General features: G+C 69.2%; 10 protein-coding genes. 8 read left to right on the top strand and 2 right to left on the bottom strand.

Features of this window, described 5'->3' with window-relative positions; genetic code table 11:
* Nucleotides 1-208: 208 nt before the first annotated feature.
* From ABZ937_RS19375 to ABZ937_RS19410, 8 genes are all read left to right on the top strand, one after another.
* Nucleotides 209-2,860: an RICIN domain-containing protein gene (locus ABZ937_RS19375; RefSeq protein WP_361693320.1), complete on the top strand. Its 2,652-nt coding sequence runs from the start codon at nucleotides 209-211 to the stop codon at nucleotides 2,858-2,860.
* Between the two features lie 294 nt (nucleotides 2,861-3,154).
* The gene (locus tag ABZ937_RS19380; RefSeq protein ID WP_361693322.1) at nucleotides 3,155-4,183 is read left to right on the top strand and encodes a LacI family DNA-binding transcriptional regulator; all 1,029 of its coding nucleotides are present in this window, start codon (nucleotides 3,155-3,157) and stop codon (nucleotides 4,181-4,183) included.
* Between the two features lie 147 nt (nucleotides 4,184-4,330).
* Nucleotides 4,331-5,572 (top strand): extracellular solute-binding protein, encoded by a 1,242-nt coding sequence (locus ABZ937_RS19385; protein ID WP_361693324.1) that lies wholly within the window; start codon nucleotides 4,331-4,333, stop codon nucleotides 5,570-5,572.
* 32 nt (nucleotides 5,573-5,604) lie between these two features.
* Nucleotides 5,605-6,585 carry a sugar ABC transporter permease gene (locus ABZ937_RS19390; protein ID WP_361693326.1) on the top strand — a complete coding sequence of 327 codons (981 nt, stop codon included), beginning with the start codon at nucleotides 5,605-5,607 and terminating at the stop codon, nucleotides 6,583-6,585.
* Nucleotides 6,582-7,412, top strand: coding sequence for a carbohydrate ABC transporter permease (locus tag ABZ937_RS19395; RefSeq protein WP_361693328.1), 831 nt, complete (start codon nucleotides 6,582-6,584; stop codon nucleotides 7,410-7,412). The genes ABZ937_RS19390 and ABZ937_RS19395 overlap by 4 nt, the downstream gene beginning before the upstream one ends.
* A gap of 51 nt (nucleotides 7,413-7,463) precedes the next feature.
* Nucleotides 7,464-9,200: a trehalase family glycosidase gene (locus ABZ937_RS19400; protein ID WP_361693330.1), complete on the top strand. Its 1,737-nt coding sequence runs from the start codon at nucleotides 7,464-7,466 to the stop codon at nucleotides 9,198-9,200.
* A gap of 73 nt (nucleotides 9,201-9,273) precedes the next feature.
* Complete coding sequence (locus ABZ937_RS19405; RefSeq protein ID WP_361693332.1) at nucleotides 9,274-11,124, top strand: RICIN domain-containing protein; 1,851 nt, start codon at nucleotides 9,274-9,276, stop codon at nucleotides 11,122-11,124.
* A 178-nt stretch (nucleotides 11,125-11,302) separates the two neighbouring features.
* Nucleotides 11,303-13,654, top strand: coding sequence for a xyloglucanase (locus ABZ937_RS19410; RefSeq protein ID WP_361693334.1), 2,352 nt, complete (start codon nucleotides 11,303-11,305; stop codon nucleotides 13,652-13,654).
* Nucleotides 13,655-13,721: 67 nt separating this feature from the next.
* Here ABZ937_RS19410 and ABZ937_RS19415 read toward each other — a convergent pair whose 3' ends face one another.
* Complete coding sequence (locus ABZ937_RS19415) at nucleotides 13,722-14,828, bottom strand: ricin-type beta-trefoil lectin domain protein (RefSeq protein WP_361693336.1); 1,107 nt, start codon at nucleotides 14,826-14,828, stop codon at nucleotides 13,722-13,724.
* 307 nt (nucleotides 14,829-15,135) lie between these two features.
* Nucleotides 15,136-16,602: a non-reducing end alpha-L-arabinofuranosidase family hydrolase gene (locus ABZ937_RS19420; protein ID WP_361693338.1), complete on the bottom strand. Its 1,467-nt coding sequence runs from the start codon at nucleotides 16,600-16,602 to the stop codon at nucleotides 15,136-15,138.
* Nucleotides 16,603-16,955: the final 353 nt, after the last annotated feature.

Below are 16,955 nucleotides of genomic sequence, written 5' to 3' on the forward strand. Positions count from 1 at the left end.
TGCTCCGGACTCCTCCCGCTGAGCGTCTCCGGCCGCCCGGACGGCTCCCTCGTCCTCGCCTGTGACCTGCCCCGCGAGATGACGTGAAAAAAGGTTCTGGCGCACGGCAACCTATGCGGTGCCTGTGACCACAAGGAGTCGGATCCGGTCACTGCGGTGCACGGATCCGTCGCCCTCTGGTGAACGGTACGCAAGGAGAACACCCCCCATGAACAACCCCACGAACGGCGGGCGCCGCGGACGTCACCGCCGTCGCTGGACCGCCACCGGTCTGCTGCTCGGTGGACCCGCCGCCGTCGTGCCGTATCTCCTGTTCGCCCAGGAGGACTCGCAGGCCGCGACGATCGACGGCCATGCCTACTACCGGCTGGTCTCCGTGCGCAGTGGCAAGGTGATGGACGTCAACGGCTTCTCCACCGTCGACGGCACCCGTATCCAGCAGTGGACCGACCAGAACACCGCCAACCAGCAGTGGAGGCTGAAGCCCACCGGGGACGGCTACTACGAGCTGGTGAACCGCAACAGCGGCAAAGTGCTGGGCACAGCAGGCAATTCGACCGCGAAGGGGGCCGGAGTCGAGCAGCAGACCGACAGCTCCTCCACTTCCCAGGAGTGGCGGATCGAGGAGGCGAGCGGTTCCGGCGCCGTCACCTTCACCTCCCGCAGGAGCAGCCAGCTGCTGGACGTCTCTGGGGGCTCCACGGCCGATGGCGCGGCAGTCGTCCAGTATCCGAGCAGCGGCAGCGCCAGTCAGCAGTGGAAGCTGGTGAAAACGGCCGAGACACAGGCGTCCGGGGCCGGCGGTGCGCCGACCACGGCGGCGGCCGGACCGTATGCGTGGAAGAACGCGCAGGTGGTGGGCGGCGGTTACGTCACCGGACTGGTCTTCAACCCGCGGGAGAAGGGCCTGCTGTACGCGCGCACCGACATGGGCGGCGCCTACCGCTGGGACACCGGGGCCGAGCAGTGGATCCCGCTGACCGACTGGATCGGCGAGAAGGACTGGAACCTGCTGGGCATCGACGCGCTGGCCACCGATCCCGTCGCCCCCGAGCGGCTCTACCTCGCGGCGGGCACCTACACCAACAGCTGGGCGGGCAGCGGTGCGATCCTGCGCTCCACCGACCGGGGCCGCACCTTCAAGCGCACCGATCTGCCCTTCAAGGTGGGCGGCAACGAGGACGGCCGCGGGGCGGGCGAACGGCTGGTGATCGACCCCGCGCACCACGGCACCCTGCTGCTGGGCACCCGCAAGAACGGCCTGTGGCGCAGCACCGACTACGGCGTGACATGGAGGCAGGTCTCCTCGTTCCCCGTCAAGGACGGGGCGGGCAGCGGCGCCGGCATCTCCTTCGTGACGTACGGCCCGGCCGGCAGCAAGACGGTCTACGTCGGCGTCAACGACAAGTCCACCTCCCTGTACCGCTCGACCGACGGCGGCGACACCTGGCAGGCCGTCTCCGGGCAGCCCACCGGCCAGTTGCCGCAGCACGGCGTGGTCTCCGGTGACGGCTCGCTGTACCTGACGTACACCGACAACCTCGGACCCAACGGCGTGACGGCGGGCGCGGTGTGGAAGTACACGCCGACGAGGGGAGCGTGGAAGAACATCTCCCCGTCCCAGGGCTCCTACGGGTTCTCCGGTCTGGCCGTCGACCCGCGCAAGCCGTCCACGGTGATGGTCACCACCCTCGACCGCTGGTACCCCGAGGACGAGATCTACCGCAGCACCGACGGCGGCACGACCTGGAAGGCACTGGCCGACAAGTCGGTCCGCAGCGCCTCCGCCGCGCCTTACGTCGGCACCCACACCGGGCACTGGATGACCGCCCTGGCCATCGACCCCTTCAACTCCGGGCACGTGCTGTACGGCACCGGCAACGGCATCATGCGCAGCAAGGACGCCAATGCCTCCGACAGCGGCGGCACCAGCCACTGGAGCAGCGGGGCCCGCGGGCTGGAGGAGACCGCACTGATGGACGCGATCGCCCCGCCCGGCGGCGCCACCGTCATCACCGCCATGGGCGACCAGGGCGGTTTCCGGCACGACTCCCTGACCAAGGTGCCCTCCGGGCGGCTGACGAACCCGCTGATGAGCAACAGCACTGACATCGACTTCGCCCAGTCCCACCCCTCGATGATGGTCCGCGTCGGCCGGGGCGGCGCGCAGGACGGCGCCTACTCCACCGACGGCGGACGCACCTGGAAGGGCTTCCCGGCGGAGCCGGTGGCCGCCGCCCAGGACGGCCATGTCGCGCTCTCCGCGGACGGCTCCACCATCGTGTGGACCGAGGCCGGCCAGGCCCCGTACCGCTCGACCGACAAGGGGGCGACCTGGTCGAAGGCCGGCGGCCTGGGCACCGACGCCGTGGTCGTCGCCGACCGCTCCTCGGCCGGCACCTTCTACTCACTGTCCGGCGGCACCCTCTACGCCAGCACCGACGGCGGCGCGACCTTCACCGCCCGCGCCGGCAACCTGCCCTCCGGCCGGCTCACGGCCGTCCCCGGCGTCGCAGGGGACCTGTGGATCGCCGGCAGTGACAAGGGACTGCTGCACTCCACCGACGGCGGCCGCACCTTCACCACGCTCCGGTCCGTGCAGTCCGCCTCGGCCCTCGGCTTCGGCAAGGCCAAGCCGGGCACCGGCTACCAGGCCCTGTACCTGATCGGCACCGTCAAGAACGTCACCGGAGTCTTCCGCTCCACCGACAAGGGCGCCACCTGGCTCCGCGTCAACGACAATGCCCACCAATGGGGCGCCATCGGCAGCGTCGGCGTCATCACCGGCGACCCCGACACCTACGGGCGCGTCTACGTCGGCACCAACGGACGCGGCCTCCAGTACGGCGACCCGTCCTGACCCCGACGCCGTAGCGGGGCCGCGGGCACGACGGCCTGCGGCCCCGCCATGACCGAGAGGCCTCACGAAGGCATGGGCCCGCGCTCTCCACCCGCCCCTGTTCTACCCGCCCATTCGATTCCGATGTGTTTCCGAGGGTGAGCGAGAGGTATTGACACCCGGACGGATCAGCTCCTAACTTCCCATCGAAGCGAACCGGTTCGACACCGGGTCGACGCGCTACTCCCATCCTCTGCATGCGACAGGCTTCTTCCCCTTCCGGAGGCAGCGAATCGGTTCGATGAAGGAGTCGCTGTGAACATCGGTGAGATCGCCAAGCGGGCTGGTGTCTCGCGGAGCACCGTGTCGTACGCCCTGAGCGGCAAGCGTCCGGTGTCGGAGGACACCCGCCGGAAGATCCGGCGCGTCATCGACGAGCTGGGTTACCGGCCCAACGCAAGTGCGCGGGCCCTGGCCAACGGCCGGACCAACACGATCGGTCTGGTCTTTCCGCCGGCCGGGAACCACTACACCAGCATGCAGCTGGACTTCATCGGCAGTGTGGTGGAGGCCGCCGCGGTGTACGACTACGACGTGCTGCTGTCCCCGAGCGGTGTGGACAGCGACCGCTCCTTCCAGCGATTGCTGGGGGAGCGGCGGGTCGACGGGGCGATCCTGATGGAGATCAGGCTGCGGGACGACCGGGTCGACCATCTGGCCGAACTGGGCTTCCCGGCCGTGGCCATAGGCCGTACCGCGCGTCCGGAGGGCGGCTGGTGGGTCGGCCTGGACCACACCGCGCTCGCGGCGGCCTGCGTGCACCATCTCGCGGATCTCGGTCACCGCCGGGTCGCGTTCGTCAACCGGCCCGAGCAGCTGCTGCGGGCCGGCTATGAGTCCGCGCACCGAGGGCTGGACGGGTTCGCGAAGGCCGCAGCCGAGCGCGGGCTGACGGTACGGACGTACTGCTGTGGGGACGATGCAGCCTCGGGCCAGGACTGCGTGGAGCGGATCCTGCACGACGACCCGGCCACCACGGCCCTGGTCACGCTGAACGAGGCCGCGCTCGGCGGCCTTTATCGGGGGCTCGCGCACGCGGGCCGTCATGTGCCGCGTGACTTCTCCGTCACCGGGGTCGTCGCGTCCCGGTGGGCAGAGACGGTGACCCCGCAGCTCACCGCGGCGGACGTACCTGCCGAGGAAATGGGCCGGCGGGCCGTGGACCTGCTCGTCGAGCGGATCGACCGTCCCGGTGCGCCGCCCCGGCACCACCTGCTCGTACCGCCGATCTCACTGCGGGTCAGCACCGGACCCGCCACCGGCCCATCATCCGACGAAGCCTGACTCCCTTACCCGTCCCCGCCCTTCTTCCGCACCTCCTCTCCTTCCCACTGTCACCCGGCACCCGATTGCTCACCGTCGCCGTTCGGCGTGCCGCTTTCGCCCGTCACCCTGCCACGGCACACGTGTGCCCAAAGCCAAGGACCCGCCATGCACAGCTTCTCCAGACGGCTGCTCGCCGCCGTGTCCCTGTCGACCGTCGTGGCCGTCGCCGGCACCGCTTGCTCCTCCGGCTCCGGCGGCACGGACACCAAGGGCGCCGGCAGCGGCACATACACCATCTGGGACCCGTACCCGCAGTTCGACAGGACCTCGGCCTGGGCGAAGCTGCTGGACGACTGCGGCACCAAGGCCGGCGTGAAGATCAAGCGGACCGCCTTCGACACCAGCGACCTGGCGAACAAGGTGCTGCTGGCGGCGCAGCAGGACAACTCCGCCGACGTCCTCATCGTCGACAACCCGGTGGTGTCGACGCTGGCTGAGGCGGGCGTGCTCACCACGACCGACGACACCGGGCTGGACACCTCGAAGGTGGACCCCAACCTGCTGGCCGCCGGTCAGTCGGGCGGCAAGACCTACGGCACGCCGATCGGCGCCAACACCCTGGCCCTCTACTACAACAAGGAGGTGCTGAAGGCGGCCGGGGTGGACATCGCCTCGGTCAGGGACTGGAAGTCGCTGACGGCGGCCCTCGCGAAGGTCAAGAAGGCAGGCAAGAAGGGCATCACCTTCTCGGCGATCGGCACGGAGGAAGGCAGCTTCCAGTTCCTGCCCTGGTTATGGGGTTCGGGCGCGAAGCTGACCGAACTCGACTCTCCCGAGGGTGCCTCGGCGTTGAAGCTGTGGACCGACTGGCTGAAGGAGGGGTACGCCCCGAACTCGGTGCTCAACAACACTCAGACGACCAGCTGGCAGGAGTTCGCCAGCGGCGACTACGCCTTCGCCGAGAACGGCACCTGGCAGCTCGCAGGCGCCAAGAAGGCCGGCTTCGACTACGGCGTCCTGCCCGTCCCCGGCGCCTCGGGCGGGAATGCCGCGGCCCCGACGGGTGGTGAGTTCGTCACCGTCCCGGTCCAGGGTGACACGGGCCGCTACGCCACCTCCCAGAAGCTGGTGTCCTGCCTGACCAGCGCCGATAACCTGTACGACACCGACACCACCCTGTCCTACGTGGCCCCCACTGGCGAGGTCCAGGACAAGCAGGCGGCGGCGAACGCCGAGCTGAAGCCCTGGATCGACGCGGTCAAGGCCGCCAAGGGGCGCACCAGTGACGACCTCGGTACCAAGTACCCGAAGATCTCCGAGCAGATGTGGAAGGCGGTCCAGGCCGCCCTCAGCGGCTCCAAGTCACCCAAGGACGCGCTCGCCGCGGCACAGGACGCCGTCAGGTGAACCGTCAGGCACCGCGACCCAGGGCTTTGCCGATGCATCGCATGACACACCCGCCGGACCGCCGGCCGGTGCGTGACCGAAACGAGGCGGCGGCCCCCGCCGCCCCGCCCCCGCCCACCGCCCACCGGCGCCCCGCCTCCCAGCAGTGGATCGCCTGGGCCTTCCTCGCGCCGGTCACCCTCTACCTCGCCCTCTTCTACGCCTATCCGCTCTACCGCAACCTCGACCTGAGCCTGCGCAACTACACCGTCCGCTCCTTCGTCCAGGGCAACGCGCCGTTCACCGGCCTCGCGAACTACCGGACGGTCTTCGACGACCCCACCTTCGGACCGGCCCTGACCCACACCGTCGTCTTCACCGCTGTGTGCCTGTTCTTCCAGTACGCCATCGGCCTGGCCCTCGCGGTCTTCTTCAACCAGCACTTCAAGCTCTCCGCGACCCTGCGGGCTCTGTTCCTGGTGCCGTGGCTGCTGCCGCTGATCGTGTCGGCCTCCACCTGGTCGTGGATGCTCAACAGCGACTCCGGTGTCGTCAACGCGGCTCTGCACGCCGTCGGCATCGGTCCGGTGAACTGGCTGACCTCCCCGGAGTGGTCACTGACGTCGGTGATCATCGCGAACGTCTGGATCGGCGTGCCGTTCAACCTGGTCGTGCTCTACAGCGGCCTCCAGTCCATCCCGCACAGCCTCTACGAAGCGGCTGCCCTGGACGGCGCGAGCGCCTGGCGACGCTTCTGGAGCATCACCTTCCCGCTGCTGCGCCCCGTGTCCGCGATCACCCTGCTGCTGGGGCTGGTCTACACGCTCAAGGTCTTCGACATCATCTGGATCATGACCAAGGGCGGCCCGGCGGACTCGGCCACGACCTTCGCCACCTGGTCCTACCAGCTCGGCTTCGGCAACCTCCTGCCCGCCTTCGGCCCTGGCGCGGCCGTCGGCAACCTCCTCGTCGTCGCCGCCGTCGTCTTCGGCCTGGTGTACCTGAGGGTCCAGAGGAAGCAGGCATTGGCATGAACCTGCCATACCGCCTCCGTGGTACGGGGTGGAAGACCGTCCTCGGCCTGACACTCACCGCCGTCATGCTCTTCCCGGTCTACTGGATGCTCAACGTGTCCTTCACCCGCGACCAGGACATGCGCAAGTCGCCGCCCGACCTGTTCCCCGTGCACGGCACGCTGGCCGGCTACCGCGCCGTGTTCGACCAGCAGTTGCCCTACCTGGGCACCAGCCTGGTCATCGGCCTGGGCACGGCCGTGCTGACCGTGGCGCTGGCAGCGCCCGCCGGGTACGCGCTGGCGAAACTCCGCCCGCGCGGCGGGGGAGCCCTCGGCTTCCTCTTCCTGGTGGCCCAGATGATCCCCGGCATCATCATGGCGATGGGCTTCTACGCCATCTACCTCCAGCTCGGCCTGCTCCGGTCCGTCCCCGGCCTGATCGTCGCCGACTCCACCCTCGCCGTCCCCTTCGCGGTACTCATCTTCACCGCGTTCATGTCCGGCATCCCCGGCGAACTGCTCCAGGCCGCGCAGATGGACGGAGCCGGGCCCTGGCGCGCCTTCCGGTCCGTGGTGCTGCCGATGAGCCGCAACTCGATCGTCACCGTGTCGCTGTTCGCGTTCCTGTGGTCGTGGTCCGACTTCGTCTTCGCCAGCACCCTGGCGGGCGGCGGCGCCCACGAGCCGATCACGCTCGGCATCTACCACTACATCGGCAACAACAACCAGGAGTGGAACGCCATCATGGCCACCGCCGTCGTGGCCTCGCTGCCCGCCACGCTCATCCTCGTCCTCGCCCAGCGTTACGTCGCCGCCGGTGTGACGGCCGGAGCCGTCAAGGACTGACCACCCCACGGCCACCGCCGGCCCCCCTGCGGAAGAAACGAGTCACGCCACATGACCGCCGCCCGATCCGGCCCCGCCTTCTCCATCCATGACATCCCGTTCAGTACGCACGGCTCCTGGTTCGGCATCTCTCCCGTGCTCGCGGAGAAGACCCGGGCCGAGGACCTCCACCTCGTCTCGCACCAGAACGGCATGCACGCGATCCTGCGCCTCACGACCATTGACGCGACGACGGGCGAGCGCGCGGAGACCCGGGTCGAGGCGACTCCGGGCCTGCTCAGCTGGACCGGTGAGCAAGGGCGCGTAGCCCTCGCCTACGCCACACCGGACAACCTCCGCCTGCGCGGCGAAGGACTCGGCCTGCGCATCACCGCGGCGGCGGACGCCCTGACCCCCTTCACGGGCACCTACTTCTACCGCGACCCGGTGGACGGGGCGTACGTGTTCACCTCGTACGAGACCGGGCGGCGTTACCGGATCACGGTGCTGTCGGGTTGTGTCACCGGGGTGTCCGGCAGCCAGGCCCTCGGTAGCGGCGAACGAGGCGTCACCGTCACCGCGGGCTCCGGCGGAGTCTGGGAGGCGACTGTCGAGGAACTGGACAGCGCACGCCTCCCCTGCACGCCCTCGGAGACGTTCGACGCCGTCGTGGCGACCGCGGAGAAGGCCTTCGCCGCGTTTGTCGACGCGGTGGCCCCCTGGCGTTCGTCCGCGACCCCGGCCGCCGAACTCGCCGCCTACGTGCTGTGGTCGGCGACGGTTCACCCGGTGTCCCTGGTCACCAGGCCCGCGGTGCTGATGTCCAAGCACTGGATGGACAAGGTCTGGAGCTGGGACCACTGCTTCAACGCCCTCGCCCTGGCACCCGGAGTCCCCGCCCTGGCCTGGGACCAGTTCTCCCTGCCCTTCGACCACCAGGACGAGACCGGTGCCCTGCCCGACTCGGTGACCCACTCCGAGGTCCTCTACAACTTCGTCAAACCGCCCATCCACGGCTGGACGCTGTCCCACCTGCGCAGACGGCTTCCCGAGCCCCTCAGCCGGGCGCAACTCGCCGAGATCTACGGCAGATTGGCACGGTGGACGGACTTCTGGCTCACCGTCCGCCGTGCCCCGGGCGCCGCCCTGCCCCACTACCAGCACGGCAATGACAGCGGCTGGGACAACGCCACCACTTTCGACCCCGAGCGCGTGGTCGTCACCGCCGACCTGGCCGCCTTCCTCGTACTCCAGCTCCGCGAACTCGCCCGACTGGCCACCGAACTGGACCGGCCCGACGAGGCCCAGCGCTGGTCCCGTACCGCCGAGGCGACCCAGGCCGCGATGCTCGACGAGCTGTGGACGGGAGAGCGGTTCGTGGCCCGTGGTGTCGACAGCGCCGCGACCTGGGACAGCTCCAGCCTGCTGGACCTGATGCCGATGGCACTGGGCGAGCACCTGCCCGAGCGCATCGGCAAGACCCTGGCCGCCCGGATCGAGGCCCACCTGACCTCCTACGGACTGGCCACCGAACTCCCCACCTCAGCCCACTACCTCTCCGACGGATACTGGCGCGGCCCGATCTGGGCCCCCGCCACCGTCCTCGTCGAGGACGGCCTGCGCCGCGCCGGTCACGATCGCCTCGCCGACGAGATCAGCGCTCGCTTCCGCGCCCTGTGCGAAACCCACGGCTTCGCCGAGAACTTCGACGCCCTCACCGGAACCGGCCTGCGCGACCGCGCCTACACCTGGACCGCCTCCGCCTACCTCCTCCTCGCCGAAGCCCACGCACACCGTGACGGCCGCTGATCGGCGGCCGCCTCGAAGCCCGGGACCCATCGGGCCCCGGTTCTCCTCCTCCCTCCACTCCAGGAGCCGCAGAATGAAGCCGCTCACCGCACCCTCAGGAGCCGCAACCCGCATCCGAAGCCGAGCTGTCGCGTCAGGGGCCGCCCTCCTGGCCACCCTGGCCGCGACGCTGGTGCCCGCCGGCTCGTCACAGGCCGCGGACACAACCGTCGCCGTCGACTTCTCCGCCGTCGGGGGCGCCCCCACGTACCACGCCTCGGGCACCCTCTACGGGCTGACCGAGGACGGCTCGCTGCCTCAGGACCACTTCTACAAGGACATCAAGTGGAAGCTGGAGCGGGCCGGCGGCGCCCAGCTGGACAGTCCGGGAGGCTGGGTCGCCGGCAAGTACGACCGCCGGTGGAACTCCACCCTCGCCCAGTACAAGCGCACCAAGGCGCTGGGCGGCACCTTCGTCATCCTGCCGCACGACCTGTGGGGCGCCGACGGCACCACCAGCCCCACCTTCCCCGGTGACAACGGCAACTGGTCCAGCTTCGACGCCTTCTACGACCGCCTTCTCAGCGACGTGAAGGCCGCGGGCATGACCGACATCGAGTGGGACATCTGGAACGAGCCCGACTGCCCCGGGTTCTGGAATTCCGGCATGCCCCAGTACCTGGAGATGTGGAAGCGCGCCTACCGGAAGATCCGGGCCGCCCTCCCCGGCGCCGTCGTCGTCGGCGCGAGCACCTGCGGCCACCCCGATGTGGACAACGGCTGGTGGACCACGTACCTCGACTACGTGAAGGCGAACAACGTCGAGCCGGACATCTACAGCTGGCACGACCTCCCCGGAGACCCGGTCGCCCACAGCAACTCCCTCAAGTCCCTGCTGTCGGCGCGGTCGATGACGACCGGCCGCCCCTTCCAGGTCAACGAGTACGCCGCCAACAACGAGCAGAACCCCGGCCGCGGCGGCTGGTACATCTCCCGTCTGGAGCGCGCCGGAGCGGACGGCCTGCGCGCCAACTGGGCGTGGGGCGCCAACCTGCACGACTTCGCGGCGAACCTGCTCACCAAGACCGGCGGTCAGTATCTGCCGCTGGGCGAGTGGTTCCTGTACCGGTACTACGGCTCCCAGACCGGCAACCTCGTGAAGCTCACGCCCGGTACGAACACCGACGGGGTGGCGACGAAGGACAACTCCGCGCGCAACGCGAAGATCCTGCTGGGCAACAACGGCAACACCGGGAACGTCACCGTCAGCCTCAACCGTCTCGACACCACGTCCGTGGTGGAGAACGGCCGGGTGCGCGCGCTGGTCCAGCGCATACCGAACAACGGCGGCGGCGCGGTGACGGGTCCGGTGACGGTCTCCGACCAGACCCTGACGGTGAGCAACAACGCGGCTTCGGTGAGCGTGCCGTGGACGGACGCCGCGGACGGCTACACCGTCACGCTGCTGCCGCCGTCCAACACGACCGTCTCCACGGTCGCGGTGGCCCAGCACAGCGGTCAGTGCCTGGACGACACCAACCTCTCCACCGCCGACGGAACGCAGTACCAGCAGTACCACTGCGAGGGCGGCTACCAGCAGATGCTGGACTTCAAGCCGGTGGCCGGCCGGGCGAACACGTACACCGTCGTGAACGAGCACAGCGGCAAGTGTCTGGACGTCTCGGGCGCTTCCACGGCCGACGGTGCCGCCGTCATCCAGTGGACCTGCAGCGGCACCACGAACCAGATGTTCACCCTCAACCCCGTCACCGCGCTCGGCAACAGCGAGGACCACCAACTGGTCGCGGTGCACAGCGGCAAGTGCGTGGACGTCAGCGGGGTCTCGACCGAACCCGGCGCGAAGATCCACCAGTGGACCTGCGACCCGGCGAGCGCCCTGAACAACAAGAGGAACCAGATCTGGCGCCTCCAGGGCATGGGCTGACCGGCGGTAGTTCCAGCGTTGCCGGCTTCCTCCCGTGAGGCCGAGGCCGAGGTCGGCCAGGTCTCCGGGCCCGGCCGCGCAGATCCGGACCAGGTTGCCCTTCTCGTCCGGTCGGCGCGAGAGACCGCTGCACTGCACACGACCAGTACAGGCCCGCACGAGAAAGGCAGGATCCTCCATGTCCCCTACGCCGCACCTCTCCCGCCGAGGACTGCTGGCCGCCGGCGTGGCCGCGGCCGCACTCCCTGTGCTCGCCCCCTCCGCTGCCTCCGCCACGTCCGCCCGTGCGGCCGGGAAGGTCCGACACGCGCCCTACACCTTCCGCAACGCCGAGATAGTCGGCGGTGGCTTCGTCACCGGCATCGTCTTCAACCAGAGCGAGCCCGGGCTGGTGTACGCCCGGACTGACATCGGTGGCGCCTACCGCCTCGACACGGCGTTCCGGCGGTGGATCCCCCTCACCGACTGGATCGGCTGGGACGAGTACGGACACACCGGCATCATCAGCATCGCCACCGACGAGGTCGACCCCGACCGCGTCTACCTGGCGGCGGGCACCTACACCCTCCCCGAATGGGACCCGAGCATGGCGGCGATCCTGCGCTCGACCGACCGCGGCCGCACCTGGAGGACCACCCCCCTGCCGTTCCGGCTGGGCGGCAACATGCCCGGCCGGGGCATCGGCGAGCGGCTGGTGATCGACCCCAACCGCAACAGGATCCTCTACCTGGGAGTGCGCGGGGGCCACGGGCTGTGGCGCAGCACCGACCACGGCAAGACCTTCGCGAAGGTGACCAGCTTCCCCAACGCGGGCAACTTCGTCATCGACCCCACCGACCCCGACGGCTACAACGGCGACAACCTGGGCGTCCTGCAAGTCGTCTTCGACAAGCGCACCGGCAGAGCGGGCAGTGCCACCCGGACCCTCTACGTCACCGTCGCCGACAAGGACAACATCCTCTACCGGTCGACCGACGCGGGAGCGACCTGGGAACGCGTACCCGGACAGCCCACCGGCTTCATCCCGCATCACGCGGTCTTCGACCACGTGGGCGGCCACCTGTACCTGGCGACCAGCGACACCGCCGGCCCCTACGACGGCTCCAAGGGCGACGTGTGGAAGCTGGACACCGCCACCGACACCTGGACCCGCATCAGCCCGGTCCCGTCCACCAGCGACGACAACCAGTACGGTTACAGCGGCCTGACCATCGACCGGCAGAACCCGGACACCCTGATGGTGTCCACCCAGGTCAAGTGGTCCCCCGACTGCATCCTCTTCCGCTCCACCGACGGCGGCGCGAGCTGGACCCGCGCATGGGACCAGGGCCCGAACTCCGAGCGCACCCTGCGCTACGACATCGACATCTCCGCCGCCCCCTGGCTGACCTGGAACGCCTCGCCGTCGCTGCCCGAGATCGCACCGAAGCTGGGCTGGATGATGGAGTCCGTCCAGATCGACCCCTTCGACTCCGACCACTTCATGTACGGGACCGGAGCGACGATCTACGGCGCCGACAACCTGACCGACTGGGACAGCGGCGGCACGGTACACCTGTCCGTGCGGGCCCAGGGCCTGGAGGAAACCTCTGTCCTCTGTGTGATCAGCCCGCCCGCCGGTGCAGCACACCTCTTCTCGGGCGTGGGCGATGTCGGCGGCTTCCGGCACACGGATTTCCACAAGGCACCGAAGATGTACGACAGCCCGACCTTCGGCGGCACCACGACCCTGGACTACGCGGAACTGGCACCCCACACCATCGTGCGGGTCGGCAACCCCACCAGCGGCTGGACCCAGCACTTCGCCGTCTCCACCGACAGCGGCGACACCTGGAAGCCGTCGGGCCGTGAGCCGTCCGGAGTCACCGGGCCCGGAGAAGCAGACCAGGCCGTCGCCATCAGCGCCGACGGCAGGCGGATCGTGTGGTCACCGGCCGGCGCGCCGGTCAGCTGGTCCGACGACCACGGAGCCACCTGGACGGCGTCGAAGGGGCTGCCGACCGGGGCCCTCGTGCGCTCCGACCGGGTCAACCCGGCGAAGTTCTACGCCTACAACTCCGGCGTCTTCTACCTCAGCACGGACGGCGGCAAGAGCTTCACGGCCACGGCGGCGACCGGTCTGCCCACGGCGGGCAACGTCCGGTTCAAGGCGGTGCCGGGCCACGCGGGCGACATCTGGCTGGCCGGCGGCACCACCAAGCCCACCACCCCCACACCGTACGGGCTGTGGCGGTCGACCGACTCCGGATCGTCCTTCACCAGGTTCGAGGCGGTGGACGAGGGTGACGTCGTCGGATTCGGCAAGGCCGCACCCGGCGCCACGTACCCCGCCGTCTACACCAGCTCCAAGATCCACGGCGTGCGCGGCATCTTCCGGTCCGACGACGCGGGCCGGACCTGGATCCGCATCAACGACGACCGCCACCAGTACGCCTGGACCGGGAACACCATCACCGGAGACCCACGGATCCACGGTCGCGTCTACTTCGGGACGAACGGACGAGGAGTCATCTACGGCGACCAGAAGTGAGGCCGGCGCCGGTCATCCGCCCGCCTTCCTCTCCGTCGCGGGTGTGTCCAGGTCCCGGGAGTGGGGGTCAACCGGCGGTGAGAGTGGTCCACTTCTGGTTGGCGCCGCCGGTGCAGTCCCACAGCTGGACCTGTGTGCCGTCGGCCGTGGAGTACCCCGGAACGTCGAGGCAGCGGCCGGAGGCGGGGTTGCGGTAGCCGCCGTTGTAAGGCTGCCAGACCTGGTTGGCGCCGCCGTGGCAGGACCAGAGCTGCACCTTGGTGCCGTTGGCCGTACCCCAGCCGGCGGCGTCGAGGCACTTGCCCATGGAGCGCAGGGTGCCGTCGGTGTAGGCGGACCAGAGCTGGTTGGTGCTGCCGCCGCAGCCCCAGATCTGGACGGCGGTCCCGTCGGCGGTGCCCGCGCCGTTGACGTCCAGGCACTTGCCGGCGATGCCGGACTGCACGCTCGCAGCGGCGGGCACGGGGTTCCTCAGCCAGCCGGCGCTGTCCGCGGCCTGGATGCCGCGGTGGAAGGCGTCGGCCATCTTCCGGTAGCCCGCGTCGTTGGGATGCAGGGGGTCGGCCAGGTCGGCCGTGGTCAGGCTGCTCATGTCGACGTATGCGACGTGCTTGCCCGCGGACTGCGCGTCGCTCACGATGCGGGGGATGGCCTGGTTGTACGCGCCCCGGAACCGCTCCTCCGAGGCGCTGGTGGACACGACCAGGGAGGCGACCAGGACGGTTGCGTCGGGGACGTCCGCGGTGACCTGGTTGACCAGCGACCTCAGCCGGGCGATGGCGGTGTCGACCTCGGAGGCCCCTTGGAGGTCGTTGGTGCCTATGTGCAGCGTCACGACGTTGGGGCGGTAGCGGGTCAGGGAGGCGTCGGCGAGTGCGGCGATCTGGTCGATGCGGTATCCGGAGTGGCCCTCGTTGTCGGGGTCGGACATCGAACCGCCCCGCAACGTGCCCACGAAGTCCAGCGGATGGCCGTCCGCCGCGAGCTTGTCCCACAACGGCCCCCGGTAGCCGTTGCCCGTGCTGCTTCCTACTCCCCAGGTTATGGAGTCACCCAACGGCATGACCCGTAAGGGCGTATTGGAGGCGGCCGAGGCGGGAGCTGCCCCGGTCGCCGTCAACCCGAGCGCGGCGGCGACGAGCATGGTCAGGGTTGAGATCCAGGACTTTCTCATACAGGTGTCCTCTTCTGTCAGGGATGTCTTTCGGTGTGATGCGGAGGCGAGGTCGTCCGCCCCCTCGGCCGGCTGGACGCCACGGTGGTGCTGCCGAGGCCGGCTCCTGGGCGGAGAAGTCCCGCGCAGGGCAGGGCGAACGACGAACGGCTTCTCACTCAACGGCTCCAACCCTGCTGGGCGTCGCTCGGCCCCGCGTTCCGTCGTCGTATGCGTCCTGGCGTTGTCGCGTGACGCCCGCGGGCTCGGCCTTCCGCCGAGCCCGCCATGCCGGCTCCACGCCGGAGCCGGAGGCCGTGTCACGCCGTCAGCGCTGCAGTGTCAGCAGGCCCGGACGGTAGGGGAGGAGGCCGTAGTCGCCGCCGGAGTCGGGGCTGCGTCCCTGGTAGAGCAACTGCAGATTGCAGGGATCGACGGTCATGGTCTGATCAGGGCTGGTGCGGATCAGTTCGCCGTGGCTGATGTCGTTGGTCCAGGTGGCGCCGCTGTTGGCCTTGCCGGCGAAGGGACTGCTCTCGGTCGCGGCCTGGGGTGTCCATGAGCCGTTCAGGCTGGTGGCTGTGAACGAGCGGAAGTAGCGGCCCTGCGAGCCGATCGCCTCGACGAGCATGAGGTAGCGGTTCTGGCCCTGGAGCTTGTAGACCTGCGGGGCTTCGAACAGGTTGTTCGTCGTGTCGCTCATGACCACTGCCGAGTTCGTGCCGAAGCTGCCGGGGAAGTTCCCGATCGGCATACTGGCCCGGTAGATCTTGCCGTTGTCGCCGGCGAAGAACAGGTACATGTTCGTCCCGTCAGCGATGAGCGTCTGGTCGATGGGGCCGGTTCCGGAGCCGGAGATGCTTCCGGAGAAGAGCACATGCTCGGATGACCAGCCATTCGGGTTGGTGGGGTCGCTCGACGTCCGGTAGGAGAACGCGGTCCCACCCCATTGGTAGGCGAGCACCCAGATGTTCTTCGGTGCGAAGTAGAAGAGCGTGGGCGCGACGGTGGAAGCAGACATCGTGTTCTGGCCGGCCGAGGCCATCTCCGACCAGTTGGTGAACAGGCCGAAGTTCATCGAACCCCAGCGCGTCCCTGTGTCGTGTGTCGTCGCATAGACGAGTTGCCTGCCGTTGTAGGGGACGACGGTGAAGTCCTTGAGCGAGGCCCACCCCGGCTTGGGCTGCGCCAGCGCGCCCGTTGATGTCCAGCGGTATGACGAAGGAAGATCGCACGGGCCGGGGTTGCCGCCGCCGACCTTGACGAGCTGCCACTGCTGGTTGGTGCCGCCCCAGTCGTCGTACTGGACGACGTTCGCGTTGTCCGCGGTGGAGGCACCTTGCACTTCGAGGGCCTTGTTGCTGTGGCGCGAGATGAACCGCACGTAGCCGTCCGAGCTGTCGGCCAGCCGCCATTGCTGGTTGGTGCCATTCAGGTCGGCCCACTGGACGATCGAACCGCCGTTCGCGGTGGACCAGTTGTGGACGTCCAGGACCTTGCCGGAGTGGCGGGACTTGATGCGGTAGTAGCCGCCTCCGGAGTCGACGAACTGCCACTGCTGCTGATTCTGATCGTTCCTGGTCCACTGGGTGACGCGGGCGCCGTCATCGGTCGCCAGGTTGTAGACGTCCAAGGCCTTGCCGCTGTTGCGGTTGACCAGCACATACCAGGCGTTGGAGTCGACGGTCGCCGCGCCGGCGGGCTGGGCACCGAGGAAGGCAGCCACGAGCAGCAAGGGCGCAAGGACGGCGAGTAGGCGTCTCAGGCGGAGCGGGGACGGACGGCGAGACCACATCAGAGGGGCCTCCTTTTCTGGGGACTGGAGAGGTGCGAAGGCGACCGCATATGCCGAAGAGTCGGTGCTCTGGGCGCTCAAGCCGGAGCGCTTCGCCCTGGCGCGAGAGGAGAGGGTCTCCGGCCGTCAGCCGTCCCAGCTGACGGCCGGGTCTCCCGGCTGCCTGTCAGTTCTGTGGGTCGGCGAAACTTGCGGAAACAACTCCGACTCTTCGGCGCCACAAGTTAGGAATGTGAGGGCCTCCCGGTCAAGGCCTGTCACCGATCTGTCCATAAACAGCGCTTCTTCTTGGCGCGGCAGGTCGAGCCGTTCGCTCCAGGGGGCCCGGTGCGCTTCGAAAGTTTCGGGGATGG

It is taken from the genome of Streptomyces sp. NPDC046727 (assembly GCF_040645635.1).
Classification (GTDB): Bacteria; Actinomycetota; Actinomycetes; order Streptomycetales; family Streptomycetaceae; genus Streptomyces.

Bases quoted from the DNA above. Each gene is read 5' to 3' on its own strand.
- ABZ937_RS19390 (WP_361693326.1), top strand. From the start codon at position 5,605: ATGCATCGCATGACACACCCGCCGGACCGCCGGCCGGTGCGTGACCGA.
- ABZ937_RS19410 (WP_361693334.1), top strand. From the start codon at position 11,303: ATGTCCCCTACGCCGCACCTCTCCCGCCGAGGACTGCTGGCCGCCGGC.
- ABZ937_RS19420 (WP_361693338.1), bottom strand. From the start codon at position 16,602: ATGTGGTCTCGCCGTCCGTCCCCGCTCCGCCTGAGACGCCTACTCGCC.
- ABZ937_RS19405 (WP_361693332.1), top strand. From the start codon at position 9,274: ATGAAGCCGCTCACCGCACCCTCAGGAGCCGCAACCCGCATCCGAAGC.
- ABZ937_RS19395 (WP_361693328.1), top strand. From the start codon at position 6,582: ATGAACCTGCCATACCGCCTCCGTGGTACGGGGTGGAAGACCGTCCTC.
- ABZ937_RS19400 (WP_361693330.1), top strand. From the start codon at position 7,464: ATGACCGCCGCCCGATCCGGCCCCGCCTTCTCCATCCATGACATCCCG.
- ABZ937_RS19385 (WP_361693324.1), top strand. From the start codon at position 4,331: ATGCACAGCTTCTCCAGACGGCTGCTCGCCGCCGTGTCCCTGTCGACC.
- ABZ937_RS19375 (WP_361693320.1), top strand. From the start codon at position 209: ATGAACAACCCCACGAACGGCGGGCGCCGCGGACGTCACCGCCGTCGC.
- ABZ937_RS19415 (WP_361693336.1), bottom strand. From the start codon at position 14,828: ATGAGAAAGTCCTGGATCTCAACCCTGACCATGCTCGTCGCCGCCGCG.